Origin of the sequence: Nocardioides ochotonae (assembly GCF_011420305.2) — a bacterium.
Lineage (GTDB): Bacteria > Actinomycetota > Actinomycetes > Propionibacteriales > Nocardioidaceae > Nocardioides > Nocardioides ochotonae.
The window spans coordinates 1,739,569-1,762,272 of sequence record NZ_CP061769.1; the positions used below are offsets into that span (position 1 = coordinate 1,739,569).

The 22,704-nt window shown below is 73.1% G+C and carries 24 protein-coding genes and 1 riboswitch; of the genes, 18 read left to right on the forward strand and 6 right to left on the reverse strand.

The window, feature by feature from the left end:
• The first annotated feature begins 169 nt into the window (after positions 1–169).
• The 6 genes from metK (at position 170) to HBO46_RS08425 (ending at position 6,895) form a co-directional block, all read left to right on the forward strand.
• Positions 170–1,366 (forward strand): methionine adenosyltransferase, encoded by a 1,197-nt coding sequence (gene metK, locus HBO46_RS08400; RefSeq protein ID WP_166139953.1) that lies wholly within the window; start codon positions 170–172, stop codon positions 1,364–1,366.
• 57 nt (positions 1,367–1,423) lie between these two features.
• Positions 1,424–3,472, forward strand: a complete 2,049-nt coding sequence (locus HBO46_RS08405; RefSeq protein ID WP_166139890.1) for a primosomal protein N' — start codon at positions 1,424–1,426, stop codon at positions 3,470–3,472.
• A 65-nt stretch (positions 3,473–3,537) separates the two neighbouring features.
• Entirely contained in the window at positions 3,538–4,083 is a 546-nt protein-coding gene (def, locus tag HBO46_RS08410; RefSeq protein ID WP_166139891.1) for a peptide deformylase, read from the forward strand.
• A gap of 8 nt (positions 4,084–4,091) precedes the next feature.
• Entirely contained in the window at positions 4,092–5,042 is a 951-nt protein-coding gene (gene fmt, locus HBO46_RS08415; RefSeq protein ID WP_166139892.1) for a methionyl-tRNA formyltransferase, read from the forward strand.
• Positions 5,032–5,451, forward strand: coding sequence for an MmcQ/YjbR family DNA-binding protein (locus HBO46_RS08420; RefSeq protein ID WP_166139893.1), 420 nt, complete (start codon positions 5,032–5,034; stop codon positions 5,449–5,451). Before fmt ends, HBO46_RS08420 begins: the two co-directional genes overlap by 11 nt.
• Positions 5,444–6,895: an RsmB/NOP family class I SAM-dependent RNA methyltransferase gene (locus HBO46_RS08425; protein WP_166139894.1), complete on the forward strand. Its 1,452-nt coding sequence runs from the start codon at positions 5,444–5,446 to the stop codon at positions 6,893–6,895. Before HBO46_RS08420 ends, HBO46_RS08425 begins: the two co-directional genes overlap by 8 nt.
• Positions 6,896–6,941: 46 nt before the next feature.
• On the opposite strand, the gene HBO46_RS08430 is transcribed toward HBO46_RS08425, so the two are convergent.
• Positions 6,942–7,688: an AAA family ATPase gene (locus HBO46_RS08430; protein WP_224769446.1), complete on the reverse strand. Its 747-nt coding sequence runs from the start codon at positions 7,686–7,688 to the stop codon at positions 6,942–6,944.
• 39 nt (positions 7,689–7,727) lie between these two features.
• Between HBO46_RS08430 and ligD the strand changes: the two genes are divergently transcribed.
• Both ligD and HBO46_RS08440 read left to right on the forward strand, forming a co-directional pair.
• The gene (gene ligD / locus HBO46_RS08435; RefSeq protein ID WP_166139895.1) at positions 7,728–8,705 is read left to right on the forward strand and encodes a non-homologous end-joining DNA ligase; all 978 of its coding nucleotides are present in this window, start codon (positions 7,728–7,730) and stop codon (positions 8,703–8,705) included.
• Between the two features lie 110 nt (positions 8,706–8,815).
• Positions 8,816–10,132: an HNH endonuclease signature motif containing protein gene (locus tag HBO46_RS08440; protein WP_166139896.1), complete on the forward strand. Its 1,317-nt coding sequence runs from the start codon at positions 8,816–8,818 to the stop codon at positions 10,130–10,132.
• Positions 10,133–10,253: 121 nt separating this feature from the next.
• On the opposite strand, the gene HBO46_RS08445 is transcribed toward HBO46_RS08440, so the two are convergent.
• Positions 10,254–10,679 carry an Lrp/AsnC family transcriptional regulator gene (locus tag HBO46_RS08445; RefSeq protein ID WP_166139897.1) on the reverse strand — a complete coding sequence of 142 codons (426 nt, stop codon included), beginning with the start codon at positions 10,677–10,679 and terminating at the stop codon, positions 10,254–10,256.
• 137 nt (positions 10,680–10,816) lie between these two features.
• Between HBO46_RS08445 and HBO46_RS08450 the strand changes: the two genes are divergently transcribed.
• The 7 genes from HBO46_RS08450 (at position 10,817) to ribH (ending at position 16,890) form a co-directional block, all read left to right on the forward strand.
• Positions 10,817–11,737: an arginase family protein gene (locus HBO46_RS08450; protein ID WP_166139898.1), complete on the forward strand. Its 921-nt coding sequence runs from the start codon at positions 10,817–10,819 to the stop codon at positions 11,735–11,737.
• Positions 11,738–11,748: 11 nt separating this feature from the next.
• Positions 11,749–12,414 (forward strand): ribulose-phosphate 3-epimerase, encoded by a 666-nt coding sequence (rpe, locus tag HBO46_RS08455; protein ID WP_166139899.1) that lies wholly within the window; start codon positions 11,749–11,751, stop codon positions 12,412–12,414.
• A gap of 101 nt (positions 12,415–12,515) precedes the next feature.
• Positions 12,516–12,646, forward strand: a riboswitch (FMN riboswitch).
• Positions 12,647–12,727: 81 nt separating this feature from the next.
• Entirely contained in the window at positions 12,728–13,780 is a 1,053-nt protein-coding gene (gene ribD / locus HBO46_RS08460) for a bifunctional diaminohydroxyphosphoribosylaminopyrimidine deaminase/5-amino-6-(5-phosphoribosylamino)uracil reductase RibD (protein WP_224769447.1), read from the forward strand.
• Positions 13,780–14,385, forward strand: a complete 606-nt coding sequence (locus HBO46_RS08465; RefSeq protein WP_166139900.1) for a riboflavin synthase — start codon at positions 13,780–13,782, stop codon at positions 14,383–14,385. Before ribD ends, HBO46_RS08465 begins: the two co-directional genes overlap by 1 nt.
• Positions 14,385–15,077, forward strand: a complete 693-nt coding sequence (locus tag HBO46_RS08470) for a nicotinamide mononucleotide transporter family protein (RefSeq protein WP_166139901.1) — start codon at positions 14,385–14,387, stop codon at positions 15,075–15,077. The genes HBO46_RS08465 and HBO46_RS08470 overlap by 1 nt, the downstream gene beginning before the upstream one ends.
• The gene (locus tag HBO46_RS08475; protein ID WP_279536350.1) at positions 15,074–16,405 is read left to right on the forward strand and encodes a bifunctional 3,4-dihydroxy-2-butanone-4-phosphate synthase/GTP cyclohydrolase II; all 1,332 of its coding nucleotides are present in this window, start codon (positions 15,074–15,076) and stop codon (positions 16,403–16,405) included. The genes HBO46_RS08470 and HBO46_RS08475 overlap by 4 nt, the downstream gene beginning before the upstream one ends.
• Positions 16,402–16,890, forward strand: coding sequence for a 6,7-dimethyl-8-ribityllumazine synthase (ribH, locus tag HBO46_RS08480; RefSeq protein WP_166139902.1), 489 nt, complete (start codon positions 16,402–16,404; stop codon positions 16,888–16,890). The genes HBO46_RS08475 and ribH overlap by 4 nt, the downstream gene beginning before the upstream one ends.
• On the opposite strand, the gene HBO46_RS08485 is transcribed toward ribH, so the two are convergent.
• From HBO46_RS08485 to HBO46_RS08500, 4 genes are all read right to left on the reverse strand, one after another.
• Complete coding sequence (locus HBO46_RS08485; RefSeq protein WP_224769448.1) at positions 16,878–17,252, reverse strand: response regulator; 375 nt, start codon at positions 17,250–17,252, stop codon at positions 16,878–16,880. The two genes, ribH and HBO46_RS08485, sit on opposite strands and share 13 nt — an antisense overlap.
• Positions 17,253–17,367: 115 nt before the next feature.
• Complete coding sequence (locus tag HBO46_RS08490; RefSeq protein WP_166139904.1) at positions 17,368–17,952, reverse strand: hypothetical protein; 585 nt, start codon at positions 17,950–17,952, stop codon at positions 17,368–17,370.
• Entirely contained in the window at positions 17,942–18,481 is a 540-nt protein-coding gene (locus HBO46_RS08495; RefSeq protein ID WP_207950347.1) for a pyruvoyl-dependent arginine decarboxylase, read from the reverse strand. The genes HBO46_RS08490 and HBO46_RS08495 overlap by 11 nt, the downstream gene beginning before the upstream one ends.
• Positions 18,478–20,979: a sensor histidine kinase gene (locus HBO46_RS08500; RefSeq protein WP_166139905.1), complete on the reverse strand. Its 2,502-nt coding sequence runs from the start codon at positions 20,977–20,979 to the stop codon at positions 18,478–18,480. The genes HBO46_RS08495 and HBO46_RS08500 overlap by 4 nt, the downstream gene beginning before the upstream one ends.
• A 121-nt stretch (positions 20,980–21,100) precedes the next feature.
• Between HBO46_RS08500 and HBO46_RS08505 the strand changes: the two genes are divergently transcribed.
• From HBO46_RS08505 to HBO46_RS08515, 3 genes are read left to right on the forward strand one after another with little or no spacing between them, the layout of a single operon-like run.
• Complete coding sequence (locus tag HBO46_RS08505) at positions 21,101–21,364, forward strand: phosphoribosyl-ATP diphosphatase (protein WP_153322989.1); 264 nt, start codon at positions 21,101–21,103, stop codon at positions 21,362–21,364.
• Between the two features lie 34 nt (positions 21,365–21,398).
• A complete protein-coding gene (gene hisG, locus HBO46_RS08510) occupies positions 21,399–22,241 on the forward strand; it encodes an ATP phosphoribosyltransferase (RefSeq protein ID WP_166139958.1) in 843 nt (280 codons plus the stop codon).
• Entirely contained in the window at positions 22,225–22,701 is a 477-nt protein-coding gene (locus HBO46_RS08515; RefSeq protein ID WP_166139906.1) for a PH domain-containing protein, read from the forward strand. The genes hisG and HBO46_RS08515 overlap by 17 nt, the downstream gene beginning before the upstream one ends.
• Positions 22,702–22,704 lie beyond the last annotated feature (3 nt).

Consider the following 22,704-nt stretch of genomic DNA (forward strand, 5'->3'; position numbering starts at 1 on the left):
GCTACGCTGAAGCAGGATTGAGGATTCTGGGGAGCGCGCCGGGGGCACCGGCGACATCACCATGAATGACACGACGAACGACACGATCACTGGCATGACGACCGACACGACGACCGACACGATGACCGACACGATGACCGACCGGGACCGAACGGGAGCGAGCACGACTGTGGCTGGACGACTCTTCACCTCTGAGTCGGTGACCGAGGGTCACCCTGACAAGATCGCCGACCAGATCAGCGACTGCGTCCTCGACGCGATGCTCGCGCAGGACCCCACGAGCCGGGTGGCCGTGGAGACGCTGCTGACCACCGGTCTCGTCGTCGTCGCCGGTGAGGTCACCACCTCCGGCTACGTCGACATCAAGGAGAAGGTGCGCGAGCGGATCCTCGAGATCGGCTACGACTCCTCCGAGAAGGGCTTCGACGGCCACTCCTGCGGCGTCATGGTCGCGATCGGCGGGCAGTCCGGCGACATCGCCCAGGGCGTCGACGAGGGCCACGAGAGCCGCGTCGACTCCTCCGCCGACGCGCTGGACCGCCAGGGCGCGGGCGACCAGGGCCTGATGTTCGGCTACGCCTGCGACGACACCCCCGAGCTGATGCCGCTGCCGATCAAGATCGCGCAGACCCTCTCCGAGCGGCTCTCCCAGGTCCGCAAGGACGGCACGCTGGACTACCTGCGTCCCGACGGCAAGACCCAGGTCACGATCGAGTACGACGAGGACAACCGCCCGGTCCGCATCGACACCGTGGTGCTCTCGACCCAGCACGCCGAGGAGATCGACCTCGAGTCGACCCTCCAGCCGGACATCAAGAAGCACGTCATCGACCCGGTGCTGGCCAGCTTCGACATCGACTCCGAGGGCTACCGGCTGCTGGTCAACCCGACCGGACGCTTCGTGGTCGGCGGCCCGATGGGCGACGCCGGGCTCACCGGCCGCAAGATCATCGTCGACACCTACGGCGGCATGGCCCGTCACGGCGGTGGCGCGTTCTCCGGCAAGGACCCCTCGAAGGTGGACCGCTCCGCGGCGTACGCCATGCGCTGGGTGGCCAAGAACGTCGTCGCGGCCGGTCTGGCGACCCGCTGCGAGGCCCAGGTCGCCTACGCGATCGGCAAGGCGAAGCCGGTCGGCGTGTTCATCGAGACCTTCGGCACCGGCACGGTCTCCGACGAGCGAATCCAGCAGGCGGTCCTCGAGGTCTTCGACCTGCGCCCGGCCGCGATCATCCGCGACCTCGACCTGCTGCGCCCCATCTACGCCAAGACCGCTGCCTACGGTCACTTCGGCCGCGAGCTCCCCGAGTTCACCTGGGAGCGCACCGACCGGGTCGACGCCCTCAAGGCCGCGCTGAGCGCCTGATCCGACGGCCCCCACCTCCGCCAGGGGGTGGGGGTGGGCGCTGGTAGACATCTGTCCATGACCGCGCCGCTGGAGCACCCCGAGCTGCCGGGGATGGTGCGCGCGACGGTCGCGGAGTCGCAGGCCAAGGCGCGCGCGACCAGGGCCCGCAAGGCCGCGGAGGCCGAGATCACCGAGGTCGACCCGGTCGCCCGGGTGCTGGTCGACGTGCCGCTCGCCCACCTCGACCGGCCCTTCGACTACGCGGTCCCGGTCGCGATGGCCGAGGCCGCGCAGCCGGGCGTGCGGGTCAAGGTGCGCTTCGCCGGCCAGGACGTCGACGGCTACGTCGTGGCCCGCGCCGCGCGCTCGGAGCACGCCGGCCGGCTGGCGCCGCTGCGCCGGGTGGTGGGCGCCGAGCCGGTGCTGAGCCCGGCGGTGGCGGCGCTGTGCGGCGACGTCGCCGAGCGCTACGCCGGCACCCGCTCCGACGTGCTGCGCCTCGCGGTGCCGCCGCGGCACGCGACGGTGGAGAAGACCCCGACCCCGCCCGAGCCGCCGCTCGACGCGCTGGGCGAGGCCGTTCGCCGGGCGGTCACCGCACTGTCCCCGGGCGCCGCGCACATCGAGCCCTTCCTGCGCGCGCTGCGCGAGGGCCGGGTGCCGCGGGTGGTCTGGGGACCAGCGCCGGGGGAGGACTGGGCGGGCCTGGTGGCGCTCGCCGCCGCGGTGACCCGGCTCGCCGGGCGCGGCAGCATCGTGTGCGTGCCCGACGGCCGTGACGTCGACCGGCTCGACGCCGCGCTGCGCGGCCTGCTCGGCGAGGGGCACCACGTCGTGCTGCGCGCCGACGCCGGCCCGGCCGCGCGCTACCGCGACTTTCTCGCCGTGGCGCGGGGGGAGCGCCGGATCGTGGTCGGCACCCGCTCCGCGGCGTTCGCGCCCGTGCACGACCTCGGGCTGGTCGCCATCTGGGACGACGGCGACGACCTGCACGCCGAGCCGCGCGCGCCGTACCCCCACACCCGCGAGACGCTCCTGCTGCGCGCCGAGCGGGAGGGCACCGCGGTGCTGGTCGGCGGCTTCGCGCGCACCGTGGAGGCCTCCTACCTCGTCCGCACCGGCTGGGCCGAGGACCTCCAGCCACCACGCCCGCTGGTGCGCGAGCGGGTGCGCGTCGCGGTGGCCGGGGCGACCGACTTCGACCTGATGCGCGACCCGATGGCCCGCTCCGCGCGGATGCCGCGTCAGGTCCACGACGCGGTGCGCATCGGGCTGGCCGAGGGGCCGGTGCTGGTGCAGACCCCGCGCTCGGGCTACGTGCCCTCGCTGGCCTGCGAGCGTTGCCGCACGCCCGCGCGCTGCGGCGCGTGCGCCGGGCCGCTCGCGCTGCGCGGCGCCACCCTGCCCCCGGCCTGCCGCTGGTGCGGGGTCGAGGACCCGCAGTGGGCGTGCCCCACCTGCGGGCACCACGGGCTGCGCGCCCCGGTGGTGGGCCAGGAGCGCACCGCCGAGGAGCTCGGGCGCGCCTTCCCGGGCGCCCGGGTGCTGACCTCCGCCGGCGACCGGGTGCTCGCCGAGGTCGACGAGCGGCCGGGCATCGTGGTCGCGACGCCGGGCGCCGAGCCGGTGGCCGCGGGCGGCTACGCGGTCGTGGTGCTGCTGGACGCGTGGCTGGTGCTGGGCCGCACCGACCTTCGCACCGACGAGGAGGCCCTGCGCCGCTGGTCCAACGCGGTCGCGCTGGTGCGTCCCGGCGGGCGGGCCCTGATCGTGGGTGATCCCGGGCACCCCTCGGTGCAGGCGCTGGTGCGCTGGGACCACGCGGGCTTCGCCGAGCGCGAGACCAGCGAGCGGGTCGAGGCGCACCTGCCGCCGGCCTCCCGGATGGCGACCATCACCGGTGAGCCCGGCGCCGTGGACGACGCGGTGACGCTGCTCGACCTGCCCCCGGCCACCGACGTGCTCGGGCCGGTGCCGGCCGGCGAGGAGGAGTGCCGGATCGTGCTCCGGGCGCCCCGCGTGCACGGCGCGGCGCTGTCGCGCGCCCTCGGGGAGCTGCAGCGGGTCCGCTCGGCGCGCAAGCTCGACGCCGTACGGATCCAGGTGGACCCGCCGGCGCTCTGAGTCGCGGTCCTAGACTGTCCTGCGACCCCTCCACACCCCGCACCGCACGAGGAGCACACCCACCTGTGGCGATCCAGCCCATCCGACTCTTCGGCGACCCGGTCCTGCGTCGCCCCGCGATCGAGGTCGTCGACTTCGACCGTGAGCTGCGCACGCTCGTGCAGGACCTCACCGACACCATGCGCAACGCGCCGGGCGCCGGTCTCGCCGCACCGCAGATCGGGGTCGGCCTGCGGGTCTTCACCTGGTGGGTCGACGGGGAGGTCGGCCACCTGGTCAACCCCGACCTGTCGCTGTCGGAGGAGACCCAGGACGGCCCCGAGGGCTGCCTGTCGCTGCCGGACCTGACCTTCGACTGCCGGCGTGCGCGCTCGGTGGTCGCGCGCGGGTTCGACATGCACGGCGAACCGGTGGTGATCGAGGGCTCGGACCTGCTGGCCCGGGCGATCCAGCACGAGACCGACCACCTCGACGGGGTCCTGTTCATCGACCGCCTCGACCCCGAGGCACGCAAGGCCGCCATGCGCGAGATTCGCGAGGCGGAGTGGTTCGGCCTCGGCACGCCCACCGTCAAGGTCAGCCCGCACCCCACCCACGGATTCGGAGTCTGAGAACCCACATGCGCATCGTCTTCGCGGGGACCCCCGAGGTCGCCATCCCCGCCCTGAACGCCCTGGCCGAGTCGCGTCACGAGCTCGTCGGTGTCGTCACCCGCCCGGACGCGCCGGCCGGCCGCGGCCGCAAGCTGGTCGCCAGCCCGGTCGCCCAGCGCGCCGAGGAGCTCGGCGTCCCGGTGCTCAAGCCGGAGCACCCGCGCGACCCGGAGTTCCAGGCACAGCTCAAGGCGCTCGAGCCGGACTGCTGCCCGGTGGTCGCGTACGGCGCGCTGCTGCCGCAGTCCGCGCTCGACATCCCCGAGCACGGCTGGGTCAACCTGCACTTCTCCTGCCTGCCGGCGTGGCGCGGCGCCGCGCCCGTGCAGCACTCGCTGTGGGCCGGTGACGAGGTCACCGGCGCGACCACGTTCCGCATCGTGAAGGCGCTCGACGCCGGCCCGACGTTCGGCGTGATGACCGAGCGGATCCGCCCCACCGACACCGCCGGCGACCTGCTCGGCCGCCTCGCCGAGGGCGGCGCCGGCCTGCTGGTCGCGACCCTCGACGGCATCGAGGACGGCTCGCTGGTCGCACGCGAGCAGCCCGAGGACGGCGTCAGCTTCGCCCCGAAGATCCTGGTCGAGGACGCCCGCATCGACTGGACCCAGCCGGCCGCGCTGATCGACCGTCAGGTGCGGGCCTGCACCCCCGGCCCCGGCGCCTGGTCGACCTTCGAGGGCGAGCGGTTCAAGATCGGACCGGTGAGCATCGAGGATCCCGCCGGCGAGGCGACCGAAGCCCCCGCGCTGGCGCCGGGCACGCTCGAGGTGCGCAAGAATGCCGTGCTCGTCGGCACCGGCACCGTCCCGGTGCGCCTCGGCGAGGTCAAGGCGTTCGGCAAGAAGCAGATGCAGGCCGCCGACTGGGCGCGCGGCACGCGGGTGCAGACCGGTGCCGTCCTCGGTGCCGAGTGACGACCGGCCGGCGCGTCCGGCGGACGTCGACGAGATCTGCCTGGGCCTGCCGCAGGTGGAGCTCGGCACGTCCTGGGGCGACGTGCCGACGTATCTCGTCGGAGGACGCGGCTTCGTGCTCTTCCGCAAGCCTCACTCCTCGGCGCTGGACCCGGCGACCGGCGAGCCCTACGACGATCTGCTGGTGGTCGTGACTCCCGGGCCCGGCGAGAAGGCCGCGCTGGTCGAGGACCCGCGGCTGCCGTTCTTCACCATCGACCACTTCGCCCGCACCAACGCCGTGCTCGTGCAGCAGTCCCGTCTGGGCGAGATCTCGCGCCGCGAGCTCGCCGAGGTGATCACCGACGCGTGGGCCGCACGTGCCCCGAAGCGGCTCGTGCGCGAGCACCTGGGAGCCGACGATGGCTGAGCCCCGCCGCCGCGGACGCGGCCAGCGACCCGGCCAGCGACCCGGTCAGCGTTCCGGACAGCGACCCGGCCAGGGGCCGGGGCAGCGGCCCGCGGGCAAGGCCAAGATCGCGACCGACCCGGCCCGCACCGCCGCGCTCGCGGTGCTGCAGGCCGTGCGGGTCGACAACGCCTACGCCAACCTCGCCCTGCCCACCGCCCTGCGCGAGCACGACCTGAGCGGGCGCGACGCGGCCTTCGCCACCGAGCTGGTCTCCGGGACTCTGCGGATGCGGGGCACGTACGACGCCGTGCTGGGCGCCTGCGTGGACCGCTCGCTGAACAAGGTCGAGGCCAAGGTCCTGGACGCGCTGCGCCTGGGCGCCCACCAGCTGCTGTCGATGCGGGTGCCGCCGCACGCCGCCATCAGCACCACCGTCGACCTGGCCCGCGCCCGGGTGGGAGCGGGCGCCGCTGCCTTCACCAACGCGGTCCTGCGCCGGGTCTCCGAGCACGACCTCGAGACGTGGGTCGACAAGGTGGCCCCGGACCGCGCGAAGGACCCCTCCGGCCACGCCGCGATCGCCCACTCGCACCCGCGCTGGGTGGTCGATGAGCTGCGCAAGGCCGTCGGCCCCGACCAGCTCGAGGACCTGCTCGCCGCCGACAACCAGGCGCCGCGGGTGACGCTGGTGGCCCGCCCCGGGCGCGCCACGACCGCGGAGCTGCCCGGCGAGCCCACGGCGTACTCGCCGTACGGCGTGGTGCTCGACGGCGGCGACCCCGGCGGGGTGGACGCCGTCGCCGAGGGCCGCGCGGGGGTGCAGGACGAGGGCTCCCAGCTGGTCGCCGTCGCCCTGGCCGCCGCGCCGCTCGAGGGTCCGGACCGCACCTGGCTGGACCTGTGCGCCGGTCCCGGCGGCAAGGCGTCCCTGCTCGCCGCGATCGCCGCCGAGGGCGGCGCCGGTCTGGTCGCCTCCGAGCGCCAGCCGCACCGGGCCCGCCTGGTAGCACGCGCCCTGCGGGGCTCTGACGGCGTGCTCGGGGTGGTGGCCGCCGACGGCGTCCGCCCGCCGTACCGCCCGGGGTCCTTCGACCGGGTGCTGGTGGACGCTCCGTGCACCGGGCTGGGCGCGCTGCGGCGCCGCCCCGAGGCGCGCTGGCGGCGCAAGCCCGACGACCTGCTCGAGCTCGTGCTGCTCCAGCGCGCGCTGGTCGGCAGCGCGCTCGACCTGGTCCGTCCGGGCGGCGTGGTGCTCTACGCGACCTGCTCGCCGGTGCTGGCCGAGACCGAGGGGGTGGTGCGCTCGGTGCTGGCCGGGCGCGACGACGTGACCCTCGAGGACGCCGCGCCGCTGCTGCCGCAGGTGCCGGACGCCGCGGGCCCGCTGCCGGGCACGCTCCAGCTGTGGCCGCACCGCCACGGCACCGACGCGATGTTCCTGGCGCTGCTGCGCCGGGGCTGAGCCTGTCGCTGGGCGGTTGCGGGGCCGGTCGCTGGGCCGCTCGGGGTCAGTCGTCCAGCACGTGGCGCAGGTAGCGCTGCGGGGCCTCGAGGTAGGCGCGCCAGTGCTGGACGAGCTCGAGGTCCTCCCAGCGGACCTGTTGGTAGCCCCACTCGCCGACCTCGAGGACCGTCGCGCCGGGCAGGGCCGCCAGCACCGGCGAGTGGGTCGCGCAGAGCACCTGCCCGCCCTCCTGGGCCACGCGGTGCAGGGTGTCGATCAGGCCCAGGGTCGAGGAGAAGGACAGCGCGGCCTCCGGCTCGTCGAGGCAGTAGAAGCCGGGGGAGTCGAAGCGGGTGCGCAGCACCTCGAGGAACGACTCGCCGTGGCTCATCTCGTGCAGGGCGGCCTCGCGGCCGGAGGGGCGCTGCTCGAGGCCGGTGGGGTTGTCCTCGAGGTAGGAGTAGAGGCCGTGCATGGTCTCGGCGCGCAGGAAGTATCCCCAGCGTCCCGCCCCGATCCCGCGGCGTAGCCGCAGGTGCTGTCCCAGCGGTGACTCGCTGGCCCGGGTGCGGTGCCGGGCGCCGGTGGAGCCGCCCTCCGGGTTCAGGCCGTACGCCGCGGCGATCGCCTCGACCAGCGTCGACTTGCCCGAGCCGTTCTCGCCGACCAGGAACGTCACCCCGCGCGGCAGGTCCAGCCCCTCGCGCGCCAGCTGGGCCACGGCCGGGATCGTCATCGGCCAGCTCTCCTCGTCGAGGCCCTCACCCGGCTCGACGTCGACGCGTACGACGGGCGGCTGGTCGAATTCCACGTCGACACCGTAGGGCCTGCCTCCGGCTAGGTTGGCCCCATGCCAGCGTCGAAGCCGCCCGCGGTCGAGATCGAGGTCGACGACCGCGTCGTTCGGGTGAGCAACCCCGACCGGGTGTACTTCCCCGAGAGCGGTGCCACCAAGCTCGACCTGGTCGAGTACTACCTCGCGGTCGGCCCGGGCATCGTCAACGCGCTGTGGGAGCGGCCGTGCATGCTGCACCGCTTCCCGAAGGGGCTGGCGGGGGAGAAGGTGCACCAGAAGCGGCTCCCGGCCGGCGCGCCGCCGTGGGTGGAGACCGTGCAGCTGCACTTCCCGCGGTGGAACCGCACCGCCGACGAGCTGTGCGTCACCGAGCTGGCCAGCGTGATCTGGGCGGTGCAGATGTCGACGGTGGAGTTCCACCCGTGGAACAGCCGCCGCGGCGACACCGAGAAGCCCGACGAGTGGCGCATCGACCTCGACCCCGGTCCGGCCTGCGACTTCGCGACGGTACGCCGGGTGGCCGGTGTGGTTCACGAGGTCCTCGACGAGCTCGGGGCGGTCGGCTACCCCAAGACCAGCGGCAGCAAGGGGATGCACGTCTACGTGCGGATCCCGCCCGAGCACGGGTTCGCCGACGTGCGCCGCGCGGCCCGCGCGTTCGCCCGCGAGGTCGAGCGGCGTGCGCCCGAGGACGTCACCACCGCGTGGTGGACCAAGGACCGCGATCCCGCCCAGCTCTTCGTCGACTACAACCAGAACACCCGCGACCACACCATCGCCGCGGCGTACTCGGTGCGCGGCGTGCCCGACGCCCGGGTCTCCACCCCGCTGCGCTGGGACGAGGTCCCTGACGTCGACCCCCGTGACCTCACGATCTTCACGGTGCCGCAGCGCTTCGCCGAGCTCGGCGACCTGCACGCGGACATCGACGACCACGTCTTCGACCCCGCGCCGCTGCTGGAGTGGGCCGACCGCGACGAGCGCGACGGCGAGGACCCCGTGGAGGAACCGGACGCCGGCGCGGAGGCCTGAACCGGTCGGACCCGCGGTGCCCGGGACCCGGCGGCCCCGTCGGTCGAGCCTGTCGAGACCAACGGCGATAAAGGTCTTGTCGTCGAACGCACGTTCGAGTAGGATGAGGCATGGCCGACCACGAGCTCCCCGACTGCGACACCCCAGCCGCCGTGCTGGCGTTCGCGCAGCGCCGCCGGGCCGCAGCCCAGCGGGCGGAGATCGACGTCTTAGAAGCCGCGTTGGTGTGGGCGTCGATGCACCCGGAGGAGTCGGTTTCGACAAGCTCGACCAACGGGGCCGGCTCAGCTAACGGGCTGGTGTTCGGGGAGCTGGCCGTCCCGCTGGCCGGCGAAGGTGCCCCGCTGGTGGCGGAGTTCGCACCGATCGAGTTCGGCGCCGCGCTCGGCATGTCGACCGACTCCGCCCGAGCGCTGGTCGGGGACGCGCTCGAGCTCGCGCACCGGTTGAAGTTCACCTGGAAGCTGGTCCGGGCCGGCAAGGTCCCGCTGTGGAAGGCCCGGCGACTCGCGCAGCTGACCATGACGCTGCCGCTGGAGGGCGCCGACTTCGTGGACCGCCAGCTCGCCGGCTTCGTGGGCAAGATCAGCTGGGCCGGGATCGAGCGGCTGGTTGACCAGGCCCGCGTCGCGTTCGACCCGGAGGGCGCGGAGAAGGACCGCCTCGCCGCCGCTGACGGACGCCGCTTCGACGTGCACACCCGCGAAGCCAGTCACGACGGCATCGTCCACGTCGAAGGTGTCCTCGACCTGGCCGACGCGATCGACCTCGACGCCGCGATCCGCCACGGCGCTGAGGAGCTCTCCGCACTCGGCAGCACCGAGTCCCTCGACGTACGCCGCTCGATGGCCGCCGGTGAGCTCGCCCGGCGCCAGCTCGCCTTCGACCTGCGCACCGAAGCCGGCGACGGCGCCGCGTCGGTGGTGAAGCCGCGGCAGGTCGTCATCCACGTCCACCTCTCCCACGCCGCGATCTCCCGCGACGAGGCCGGCATCGCGCACGTCGAGGAGACCCGGTCCATCGTCTCGACCGACCAGGTCCGCGAATGGTGCGGCACTGACGCACAGGTGACGATCAAGCCGGTGATCGACCTCGAGGCCCACCACCACACCGACGCCTACGCGATCCCTGACCGGCTCGCCGAGCAGACCCGTCTGGCCCAGCCGGTGTGCGCGTTCCCGTGGTGCGAACGCCCCGCCCGACGCTGCGACACCGACCACGTCACCGCCCACGGTGACGGTGGCCCGACGTGCGGTTGCAACCTCGCCCCGCTGTGCCGGCGACATCATCGAGCGAAGACCCATGCGGGCTGGACCTACGACAAGACCGACGCCGCGACCTACCTCTGGCGATCGCCCCACGGATTGCACCTCGTCAAGGACCAGGGCACCACCCGCCTCGTCACCGCGCACCCGCCGGACGAGTAGGTTGACCCGCTCCGGATCCCGTCGGCCCACGTCGGCGGGGCCAGGCTGCTGCCTGGCCCTGCACAGGGCCGACCGACGGGGCACCTGACCCGGCAGACCTCGTGGGGCGGCTCGAGGTCGTCTACCTCGTCAGCGAGTTGAACAGCAGGCTCGTCTGGGTGTCGCGGACGCCGGGCAGCGCCCTGATCCGTTCCAGGACGAGGTCGAACTCCGACAGGCTGCGGCATCGCAGCTGCACCACGAGGTCCCAGGCGCCGGTGGTGGAGTGCAGGTGCTCGACCTCGGGGTAGCCGCGGATCTCGCGGACCACGTCTTGTCCCTCATTGGGTGTGGTCACGACGGTGGTGACTCCGCGGATCGCGTCGCGGTCCACGTCGTTGCCGACCCTGAGGGTGAAGCCCTCGATGACGCCACTGTCCACGAGCCGATCGATGCGAGACGTCACGGTGGACCGGTTCACGCCGAGCTCGCGGGACAGGGCGGCAACGGGCGTGCGACTGTTCGCACGGAGGAGGGCGATGAGCCGATGGTCCAGGTCGTCCAACATGCAGGCAGCCTAGTCATGCCAAGCAGATCGTCGTAGCGGTGCGCAGATTGCCCACATGTTGGCGATTGCGGCACCACCTCGCCGCCTCCTAGCGTCTGTCGCGAAGATCGTCACCGCTCGACTGGAGGAGACGCCTGATGTCGACCGCATACCCCGCCTCGACCCCGACCCCGTCCGCTGGACCGGGTGCTGGCGCAGTGCCCGCAGGCCTTGCGCTGACCCATTTCGCGGGCCGCGCCGGCGACCACAACGACCTGGCGATGGTCGGCTCCCGGGAGCTCGCGGAGGGACTCGCGGCACTGCTGGGCGTCGAGGCCACGGCCGTCGGCTCACCGGAGCCGTGCCTGTCCGTCGGATGGCGCGAGGAGCTCGACGCAGCGTTTCCCACCCTTCACCAGATGGCTGACCACCTCGACCAGGTCCTCCGGTCCGGCCGCACGCCGGTGAGCGCGTCCAGCAGGTGTGCGGTGGCTTTGGCGACGCTCCCCGTCGTGGCCAGGCACCGCCCCGACGCCGTGGTGGTCTGGTTCGACGCCCACGCCGACCTGAACACCCCGGAGACCTCCACCACCGGATACCTCGGCGGTCTTGCGTACAGCGGCGCACTGGGCATGTGGGACTCCGGCCTCGGTGACGGCCTGAGCACCGACAACGCCGTCCTGGTGGGATCACGGGACCTCGATCCCGCCGAGCAAGCCCTCGTCGACGCCGGCACCATCGCGCTCGTCGAGGTCGGACCGAACATGGCCGAGGAGCTCCGCGCCCTCGTCGACGGCCGCCCGGTCTACGTCCACATCGACTGCGACGTCCTGGATGCCGGTACCGTGCCCACCGACTACCTCGTTCCCGACGGCATGACCCTCGCCGACCTCCACGCCACCGCAGTCGTGCTCGCCGAGTCCGAGCTGGTCGGCATCGAGGTGGGCGAGCTGGAGAGCGCGGACGACCCGCGCACCCCACCGAGCTACGTCGGGGCACTGCTCGACGCGCTGGCACCGCTGCTGGCGGTGCCGCGCCGGGTCGAGCCCGCGGCGGGGGAGACCGGGTCCGGTCACTAGACTGCGGACCCGTGGGCCACATCCAGATCACGCCGAGCATCCTCAACGCCGACTTCGCACAGCTGGGGGCGGAGGTGGGACGGATCGGCAGCGCCGACTGGGTGCACGTCGACGTCATGGACAACCACTTCGTGCCGAACCTGACGTTCGGGCCCACGATGGTCGAGGCGCTCGCGCGGAGCACCGACATCCCGCTCGACGCCCACCTGATGATCGAGGACCCCGACCGCCACGCGGTCACCTACGTCGAGGCGGGCTGCTCCTCGGTCACCTTCCACGTCGAGGCCGCGAAGGCGCCCGTGCGACTGGCTCGGGAGATCCGCAAGGCGGGCGGCCGCGCCAGCATGGCGCTCAAGCCGGCCACCCCGATCGAGCCCTACGAGGACCTGCTGCCCGAGCTCGACATGCTGCTGATCATGACCGTCGAGCCGGGCTTCGGCGGCCAGAAGTTCCTCGACCTGTGCCTGCCGAAGATCCGCCGGGCCCGGGCGCTGATGGACAAGCACGGCGTCGAGACCTGGCTCCAGGTCGACGGCGGGGTCTCGCTGGAGACCATCGAGCGCTGCGCCGAGGCGGGGGCCGACGTGTTCGTGGCCGGCTCCGCCGTGTACTCCGCCGAGGACCCCGACCGCATGGTCTCCGAGCTGCGTGCCGCGGCGGAGGCAGCCCGCGGCTGAGGCCGCCGGGCGCCCGCCGGCGGCGGTGAGTTCCCGCTTGTCGGAACCGGCGTGGCGCCTCGGAACGACTGTGGCAGACTTTGGGCAGACGAGTTCACAACTCGCGTGCTCTGGGGTCGGTGCAATTCCGAGCCGGCGGTGAAAGTCCGCGACCCGGTCACATCCAGTGACCGGCTGACCAGGTGTAACTCCTGGACCGACGGTTAAAGTCCGGATGGGAAGACGCACGCAGGTGACCCCGCTCGCCCCTCGTGGGCGAGCCCGGGGCACCCTGTCCGGCCCCGGAGTCCGCGACCGGACGACAGGCCACCCGATGACGTTCTCCGCCGCCGAGCGCGACGCGATGCTGCGCGCCCTCGAGCTGGCCACGACCCCGGGCGTCCCGCTGGGACCCAACCCGCGCGTCGGCTGCGTCCTGCTGGCCGAAGACGGCTCGGTCGTGGCCGAGGGGTACCACCGCGGCGCCGGCACCGCCCACGCGGAGGTGGACGCGCTGACCCGCGCCGGCGCAGCCGCCCGCGGCACCACGGCGGTGGTCACCCTGGAGCCCTGCAACCACACCGGGCGCACCGGGCCGTGCGCCCAGGCGCTGCTGGCGGCCGGCGTACGACGCGTGGTCTTCGCCCAGCGCGACCCCAACCCGGTCGCGGCGGGCGGGGCGCAGACGCTGCGCGTGGCCGGCGTCGAGGTCGAGGGCGGGCTGCTGGCCGACCGGGCCGCCGCCCTCAACCGGGGGTGGAGCTTCTCGGTGGAGCACGGCCGTCCGTTCGTGACCTGGAAGTTCGCCGCCAGCCTCGACGGCCGCAGCGCCGCCGTCGACGGCACCAGCCGCTGGGTCAGCTCGGTGGCCGCGCGCCGCGACACCCACCGGCTGCGCGCGCTGTGCGACACGATGCTGGTCGGCACCGGCACGGTCGCGGTCGACGACCCGCTGCTCACCGTGCGCGACGACGACGGCGTGGCGCTGCCCCACCAGCCGCTGCGCGCGGTGATGGGGGAGCGCGACCTCGATCCCGCGCGGCGGGTCCTCAACGACGAGGCCGAGACCGTGCGCCTGCGCACCCGCGACCCGCACGTGGCCCTCGCCGCGCTCGCGGCACGCGACCGTCAGCACGTCTTCCTCGAGGGCGGGCCCACCCTCGCCGCGGCGTTCCTGCGCGCCGGACTGGTCGACGAGATCGTCGCCTACGTCGCCCCGATGCTGCTCGGCGCCGGGACCAGCGCGGTCGCCGACCTCGGCATCACCACCATCTCCGCCGCCCTGCGGCCCACCGTCACCGACGTGACGGTGCTGCCCGCCGAGGCCGGCGACCCGCCCAACGTGCGCCTCACCCTGAGCTGCGCGACCCCCGGACAGGAGTCCTGATGTTCACCGGAATCGTCGAAGAGCTCGGCACCGTCGCGGGGGTGGAGGACCTGGGCGACGCGATCAGGCTCACGATCCGCGCCACCACCGTGCTGGAGGGCACCGGGCTCGGCGACTCGATCGCCGTCAACGGCTGCTGCCTCACCGTCGCCGAGCGCGGCACGGACACCTGGGTCGCCGACGTCATGCAGGAGACCCTCGACAAGACCTCGCTGGAGGGGATCGGGCCCGGTGACCGGGTCAACCTCGAGCGCGCGGTCACCGCCGAGAAGCGCCTGGGCGGCCACATCGTCCAGGGCCACGTCGACGGCGTGGGCACGATCCTCTCCCGCACCCCCAGCGAGCACTGGGAGCTGGTCGAGGTCTCCGTCCCGGCCGGGCTCACCCGCTACGTCGTGGACAAGGGCTCGATCACCATCGACGGCGTCAGCCTCACCGTCGTCGAGGCCGGCGCGGACCGGCTCACGGTCAGCCTGATCCCCGAGACCCTCGCGCGCACGGTCCTGGGCGCCAAGCCGGTCGGCGCCCCGGTCAACATCGAGGTCGACATCATCGCCAAGCACGTCGAGAAGCTGCTCGCCGCCCACCTGCCCGGGGAGGCCTGATGCTCGAGTGGCTGCTCACCGGTGAGATCGCGGTCGGCGGCGGCTACCTCTCCGTCCCCGAGGTCGTCGGCAACGTCTTCGGCCTGGGTAGCGCGCTGCTGGGCATGCGCCGCCTGGTCTGGGCCTGGCCGGTCGGCCTGCTCGGCAACATCCTGCTGTTCACCGTCTTCGTCAGCGGCTCGCTCAGCAACGCCGTCGCGGAGCCGCTGTGGGGCCAGGCCGGTCGCCAGGTGGTGTTCGCGGCGATGTCGCTCTACGGCTGGTGGTGCTGGCGCCGCACCCGCGGCGTGGTCCCGGGCGGCGTCGCCGTCGTACCCCGCTGGGCGGGGCGCACCGAGCGCCTCCAGCTGCTCCTCGCCGCCGTCGTCGGGTACGCCGTGGCGTACGTCGCGCTGCGCGAGCTCGGGTCGTGGGGTCCGGCCACCGAGGCCTGGATCCTCACCGGCTCACTGCTGGCGACCTGGGGCATGGCCCGCGGCTGGGTCGAGTTCTGGCTGCTCTGGGTCGCCGTCGACGTCGTCGGCGTCACCTCGCTGATCCGCGCCGGCTACTACCCGACCGCCGGCATGTACCTCTTCTACGGCGCCTTCTGCGTCGCCGGCTTCATCAGCTGGTGGCGCATCGAGCGCAGCTCTCGCACCACCCCGGTCGCACCCCTCGCCGACCGTGTCCCCGAAGGAGTCATCACATGAGCATGCCGTCCGACCGTCCGCAGCACGGCGGAGTCCGCCTCGACCCCGTCGAGCGGGCCGTCGCCGACATCGCCGCCGGCAAGGCGGTGGTGGTCGTCGACGACGAGGGCCGCGAGAACGAGGGCGACATCATCTTCGCGGCCAGCAAGGCCACCCCGGAGCTGATGGCGTTCACGATCCGCCACTCCAGCGGCGTGATCTGCGTGCCGATGCCGGGGGCGATGCTGGACCGTCTCGAGATCCCGCTGATGACCCCGCACAACAAGGACAAGCTGCGCACGGCGTACACGATCTCGGTCGACGCCCGCGACGGCGTCAGCACCGGGATCTCCGCGGCCGACCGCGCCCACACGGCCCGGGTGCTGGCCGACTCGGCGACCGAGCCGTGGGAGCTCACCCGCCCCGGCCACGTGTTCCCGCTGCGCTACCGCGACGGCGGCGTGCTGGTGCGCCGCGGCCACACCGAGGCCGCGGTCGACCTGGCGATGCTCGCCGGGCTGACCCCCGCCGGGGTGCTGGTTGAGGTCGTCAACGACGACGGCACGATGAAGCGCGCCCCCGAGCTGCGCGAGTTCGCCGACGAGCACGGGCTGGCGATGATCTCCATCGAGGACCTGGTGAAGTACCGCCGCCGCCACGAGAACCACGTCGACCGGGTCGCCGAGACCCGGCTGCCCACCCGCCACGGCGACTTCACCGCCTACGGCTACCGGATCACCGTGGACGGCTCCGAGCACGTCGCGCTGGTGCACGGCGACGTCTCCGGGACCGAGCCCGTGCTGACCCGGGTGCACTCCGAGTGCCTCACCGGCGACGTCTTCGGCAGCCGTCGCTGCGACTGCGGGCCCCAGCTCGACGAGGCCATGGAGCGCGTCGTCGCGGAGGGCCGCGGCATCATCGTCTACCTGCGCGGCCACGAGGGCCGGGGGATCGGCCTGGTCGCCAAGCTGCAGGCCTACCAGCTCCAGGACGGCGGCCGCGACACGGTCGACGCCAACCTCGACCTGGGTCTGCCAGCCGACGCGCGGCACTACGGCACCGCCACGCAGATCCTCAAGGACCTCGGCGTCTCGACGGTCCGGCTGCTCACCAACAACCCCGGCAAGGTCGGTGACCTGGAGGACTACGGGATCGCGGTCGCGGAGCGGGTACCGCTCACCCCGCACCCCAACGACCACAACCTGGCCTACCTGCTGGCCAAGCGGGACCGGATGGGTCACGTCCTGCCCGACCTGGCCGGGCATGATGTCGCCGGGCTCGCCGACGCAGCCGGGGCGCCCGTCCTGACCCACGAAGAACCGTCCGACCTGAACGGAGGACCGCGATGAGCGGCGCCGGAGCACCCACCCAGCACCCCGTCGACTGCCACGACCTGCGGGTCGCGGTGGTCGCGGCCACGTGGCACGAGCAGGTCATGGACGGCCTGCTCGCCGGCGCGGAGCGGGCCTTCGCCGACTACAAGGTGGAGGCGCCCGTGGTGGTTCGGGTGCCGGGCACCTTCGAGCTGCCCGTCGTGGCCTCGGCGCTCGCCGCCCAGGGGCACGACGCGGTGATCGCGCTGGGTGTGGTCATCCGCGGCGGCACGCCGCACTTCGAGTACGTCTGCAGCGCGGCCACCGACGGGCTGACCCGGGTCGCGCTCGACCACACGGTCGCAATCGGCTTCGGCGTGCTCACCTGCGACGACGACCTGCAGGCGCTGGACCGCGCCGGGCTGGCCGGCTCGCGCGAGGACAAGGGCTACGAGGCCACCGCGGCCGCGCTGCTCACCGCGCAGACCCTCAAGCGGGTCAAGCGCGGCTACGACGCCTGAGCGCTCCAGCCCAGGAGCGCGGCGACGTCGCCGGCGAGGGTCATCGGGTCGAAGGGCTTCGAGATCACGCCGGCGACGTCCATGCCGTCCCACACCTGGTGGTCGCCGGTCTGCACCTTCGCGGTGAGCAGCACCACCGGGAGATCGGCGGTCTCGGGCTCCGCGCGCAGGTGCCGGAACGTCGTCGGGCCGTCCATCTCCGGCATCATCACGTCGAGGAGCACGGCGTCGACCGGGTGCTCCTTCGCCAGGCTCAGGGCCTCGCAGCCGCCGGTGGCGACGACCACTCGCCAGCCGCCGACCATCTCGAGGGCGATCCGGGTGATCTCCCGGATCGAGTCGTCGTCGTCGACGACGAGCACGCAGGGAATCCCCTGCGGCGCACCACGCGTGTTGATGGCCGTTTCCTCCTTGTGGCGCCGGCGCATCCGGCTGCGACATTCTAGCCAGCGCGCCGGGCCACGAGGTGCGGGCAGGTCAGCCCAGGAGGTTCGGGCCGGCGCTTCCGCCACCGGTGCAGACCGCGGCGAAGTAGGTCTGCCGATCGATCGGGTGGACGTCGAGCTCCGTGCGGCTGGCCAGCATCTGCGAGATCGCCGGCCCGAGGCCGAGGACCTCGTCGTTGTAGTGGCACATGTCCCACGCGCAGACGGCCCGCTCGGAGATGATCAGCTCGGTCATCACCGCGATCATCGAGGCAAAGACGTGCTGCTGGCGGCGCGCGTGACGCACCAGCGTGAAACCGAGGTAGTAGACCGCGTTGCGCTCGGTCTGCTCGGGGTAGTGGTGGGCGAAGTACGCCGGGCTGATCCACGGCACCGTGGCGAGGTCGCGGGTCAGGGTGGTCATCCCGATCACCTCGTCGTCGGCGTCGAGGGCGAGGTACTTCATCACCCGCGGGTCGTGCATCTCCTCGAGGAACTCATCCTCGTGGAGCACCTGGCGGGCTGCGGCGCGGGTCTCCAGCTCACCGAAGGTCTCCCGGTAGAGCTTGAAGTAGTTCGCCGAGGTCTCCTCGTCGACGTCGGTCGCGACGATCACGCGCAGGGACTCAGCGGACATCGGTGCTCCAGGGGATGGTGGTGTACGCCGCCACCGTGAGCGCGGCGGTGGGACGGTCCACGAAGGTGGCCGAGGTGGTCAGCGTCTGCACGGGGCCGTAGCCGCCGCCGCGGTTGACCACCATGTCGCCGAGGGTGGCGTGGATCAGGTGCTCCAGCTCGGCCTCGGAGGTGGCGACGTGCTCGACGAACAGGCCGGCGCCGGTCGCGTCGTCGACGACCCAGCCGATGCCCGCCCAGGCCTCCTGGCCCGGCGCCTCGGCGTACGCCGCGGCGAGCACGCAGAACAGCCGGTCGCCGTGGCCGCCGCCGATCGGCTCCGCCTCGACGTCCTCGACCAGGCGGATCTGGCTGCCGGGCGGGATCACCGAGGACAGGACGATCAGGTTGCGGTCGGCGATGCCGGCACCGAGCAGAGCGTGGTCGAACGCCGCCAGGCGGGTGCGGCCGAGGCCGACCGCCTTGCGCAACGTGATGTCCACGCCGCCGGTGCTCGGAAGGTAGGCCGCCGGTGGAGGGGTGGTGCTCAAGAGGGCTCTCCGTTCGTGTGTCGGGTTGCGGCCGCGAGGGCCTGGATCGTGCCGAGGAGCTCGTGCACGGGTGAGCTGGTGCCGACGCGGCGGTAGGCCAGGACGGGCCCCGTGCGGGGGTCCGGGGTGGCGGCGTCGTCCAGGGCCACCAGGCCGGCGTCGAGCGGGTGGGCGCCGCCCGCGCGGGACACGGCGGTCCCGATGGCCTCGGGCAGGCGTACCGGGTCGGAGTCGTCGACCGGGTCGAGGAGCACCGTGAGCGCCGCGGTGGAGGCGCCGGCCCCTCCGTCGAGGACACAGGCGTGCCCGCCGTCCTCGAGGCTCGCGCGGAGCCGGGCGACCGTCACCGGGTCGCCGCCGAGCAGGGAGATCGTCGGCAGGGTCCGCGGTCCGGGGCGGTTCACGTGCGGGGTGGGCAGGGTGAAGGAGACGGTGGTGCCTGCGCCCACCGCGCTCTCGGCCCAGATGCGCCCGCCGTGACGCTCGATGATGCCGCGGCTGATGGTGAGCCCGAGCCCGGTGCCGCCCTTCTCCCGTGCGTCGGTGGAGTCGACCTGCTGGAAGCGCTCGAAGACCGCCTCGAGGCGGTCGGGGGGGATCCCGCGGCCGGTGTCGACGACGCGGAAGGTGACCTCGTCGGTCGAGGGCTCGGCGCACAGGGTGACGCGACTGCCGGGATCGGAGAACTTGACCGCGTTGCCGATCAGGTTCGTCAGCGCCTGGGCGACCCGGTCGCGGTCGGCGACCACCCGTCCGGAGGCCTCGCCGATCTCGATGGTCACGCCCACGTCCTGGGCCATGGCCGCGAGCTCGACGGCGGAGGCGGTGATCAGGTCGAGCGCGTCGTGGGTCGACAGGTCGAGCGGCACGTTCTCGGACTCGATGCGCTCGAGGTCGAGGATGTCGTTGATCAGCCGGGTGAGGCGCTCGGTGCTCTCCAGCGCCACGTTCGCCATCGACTGCGCCGCGGGCTCCAGGGGGCCGAGCGCGCCGCCCGCGAGCAGGCCGAGCGAGCCGCGGATCGAGGTCAGCGGGGTGCGCAGCTCGTGGCTGACCACCGAGACGAACTCGTTCTTCATCCGGTCGACCTCGCGGCGCTGCGTCATGTCACGGAAGACCACCACCGCGCCACGGACCACCTCGTCGCCCTCGCGGTCGTCGTCGCGGTCCACCAGCGGACTGGCGGTGATCTCGACGGGGAAGGTGTGGCCGTCGGCGCGCACGTAGGTGTCGTTCTCGGCCACGGCCACCTTGCCCTCGCTGATCGCCTCTGCGACGTAGCAGCCGCTCCACGGGTACGCCGCGCCGTCGAGGGCCGGTGCGTGGAAGAGCTGGTGGGCGTCACGGCCGAGCAGGTCGTCGGGTCGGTAGCCCAGTGCCCGGGCGCCCGAGGGGTTGAGGAAGGTGAGCGCGCCGTGCTCGTCGACGCCGTAGATCCCGTCGCCGACCGAGGAGACCAGGACCTGGTTCTGCCGCGCCATCCGGCGCAGGTCCGCGGTCTGCTCGCGGACCCGGCGCTCGAGACCGCGGCGCAGCCGGGTGTTGTCGAGGGTCAGCAGCACCTGGCGCGCGCCGACGGCGAGCATGAGCACGCACCACAAGATCCCTTGGGCCTGGCCGAAGCGGTGCTCCACGGGCTGGACGAGCTGGACCACGCCGGCGAGCAGGACCACGGCGTACACGAAGATCACGTCGCGGGCATCGGAGGTCTCCAGGGCACCGGGGTCCGGGGCCCGCTCGACGCGCGGGTACCAGGCGGCGAGCCCGATCAGCAGGTATCCGGCGATCCAGCCGAGGTCGAGCGGCGTGCCGAAGGCGAAGGTCCCCTCGACGGTGAGCACGGCGAAGGCCAGGTCCGACATCGTGTACATGACGAAGCCGGCGGCGATGAGCCCGAACTGGCGGCGGTCCGCGGGGCTGCTGCGCAGGAAGAGCAGCAGCGCGACGGTCGCGAGCAGCAGGTCCAGGGCCGGGATGACCAGGGTCGGCAGGCCGGCGGGCTCGCCGGCGCTGAGGATCCGCTCGTAGACCATGCCCGACGCCATCACGAGCACGCCGCCGGTGATCACGATGCAGTCCAGCACCAGGAGGGACCGGTCGATGCCGCGGCGCCGCGGCGTCGGGAAGCCCAGCAGCGCGGCGGTCGACAGCACCAGGGCGGTCGCGATCGTCAGGTCGCTCACCGTGCGCTCGGAGACGAACGAGGTCGAGCCGACGAAGGCGGCCCAGGTGTTGCCGAAGGCGGCGGTGAGCCCGGCCGCGGCGATGAGCAGCCAGGAGCCCTGCCGACGACCGCGGGTGCTCCGGATGCGGGGGACGAAGCTGACCGTGCCCACCAGGGCCGAGGTGATCAGGCCGGCCGAGCTCGCGCCCGTACGGACCGACTCCGGCAGACCGGGCAGGAGCAGGGCGCCGAAGGTCGCCGCGAGCAGCACCGCCACGACCACGGCGACGCCGAAACGGCGCTGTTCATCGGCGAGCGCCGCCCCGTTGCTCATGGTCGAGAAGGTATCAGTCGATTCCTCCGCAGCCGTTTGATTCATGGCATCGGGTGCGGGCGGTGACCGGTCGGGATCCCGCTGGTGCTCCCCGCGCGGGCACCACCTAGTCTGGTTGCCCGTGAAGACGTTCGACGAGCTCTGGTCCGAGCTGTCCGAGAAGGCTCGGACCCGCCCTGCAGGATCCGGCACCGTGGCCCAGCTCGACGCCGGGGTCCATGCGATCGGCAAGAAGCTGGTGGAGGAGGCGGCCGAGTCCTGGATGGCCGCCGAGCACGAGGGCAAGGAGCGGGCGGCCGAGGAGATCAGCCAGCTGCTCTACCACGCCCAGGTGCTCATGCTGGCCTCCGGCCTCGAGCTCGACGACGTCTACACCCACCTGTAGAGGACATCCCGTGTCACAGCCCGTCTCCCCACCCCTGCTCCGCGTCGCGGTGCCCAACAAGGGCTCGCTGTCGCAGTCCGCGCAGGAGATCCTGCGCGAGGCCGGCTATCGCCAGCGCGTCGACTCCAAGCAGCTGGCGCTCACCGACGCCGAGAACGGCGTGGAGTTCTTCTACCTGCGCCCCCGCGACATCGCGCTCTACGTCGGCAAGGGCACCCTCGACGTCGGCATCACCGGCCGTGACCTGCTCCAGGACTCCGGCGCGGAGGCCGACGAGGTGCTCCCGCTCGGCTTCGGGCGCAGCCGGTTCCGCTTCGCCGGGCCGAGCGGCGTCTTCGGCTCCGTGGCCGACCTCGAGGGCAAGCGCATCGCCACGTCGTACGACGGGGTCGTGCGGGCGTTCCTCGACGAGCGCGGCATCAAGGCCGACGTGGTGCGCCTCGACGGCGCCGTCGAGACCAGCATCCAGCTCGGCGTCGCCGACGCGATCGCCGACGTGGTGGAGACCGGCAGCACGCTGCGCCAGGCCGGGCTCGAGGTCTTCGGCGACACGATCCTGGAGTCCGAGGCCGTGGTCATCACCCGCGGCGCGGACGTCCCGGCGGGCTACGAGACCTTCAAGCGCCGCATCGACGGCGTCCTCGTGGCGCGCAGCTACGTGATGATGGACTACGACATCGACCGCGAGCGCGTCCAGACCGCGGTGGCGCTGACCCCCGGCATCGAGAGCCCGACCGTCTCGCCCCTGCACCGCGAGGGCTGGGTGGCCGTGCGGGCCATGGTGCCCCGCGCCGGCTCGCAGCGGCTGATGGACCAGCTCTGGGAGATCGGTGCCCGCGGGATCCTGCTGACGGAGATCAATGCCTGCCGGCTCTGAGGCCACCGGCCTCCCCGAGCTCCCGCGGACCTGGCGTCCGTTGGGCCCCCGCCTCGCGGGCATCCTGTTCGGGTCCGCGTTGGCGATCGTCTGCGTGGTCACCTGGTTCACCTTCGACGCGGAGACCCGGGCGAAGTTCACGGTCTTCCAGATCTCCACGATCCTCTTCCTCGCCGGGCTCGCGGCCGTGGCGATGAACGCCCTGGTTCGCTCCCGGGTCGTCGGCACCCGCGAGGGCCTGGTGATCATCAACGGCTACAAGCGCCGCGAGGTGGACTGGGCCGAGGTGATCGCGGTGCGGCTGCCGCAGGGCGCGCCGTGGGCCACGCTCGACCTCAGCGACGGCACCACGGTGCCGGCCATGGGCATCCAGGGCTCCGATGGCGCCCGCGCCCACCAGGCCGTGCGCGAGCTGCGCGTGCTGGCCCAGCACTACTCCGGGCCGACCAGCCAGTCCTGACCG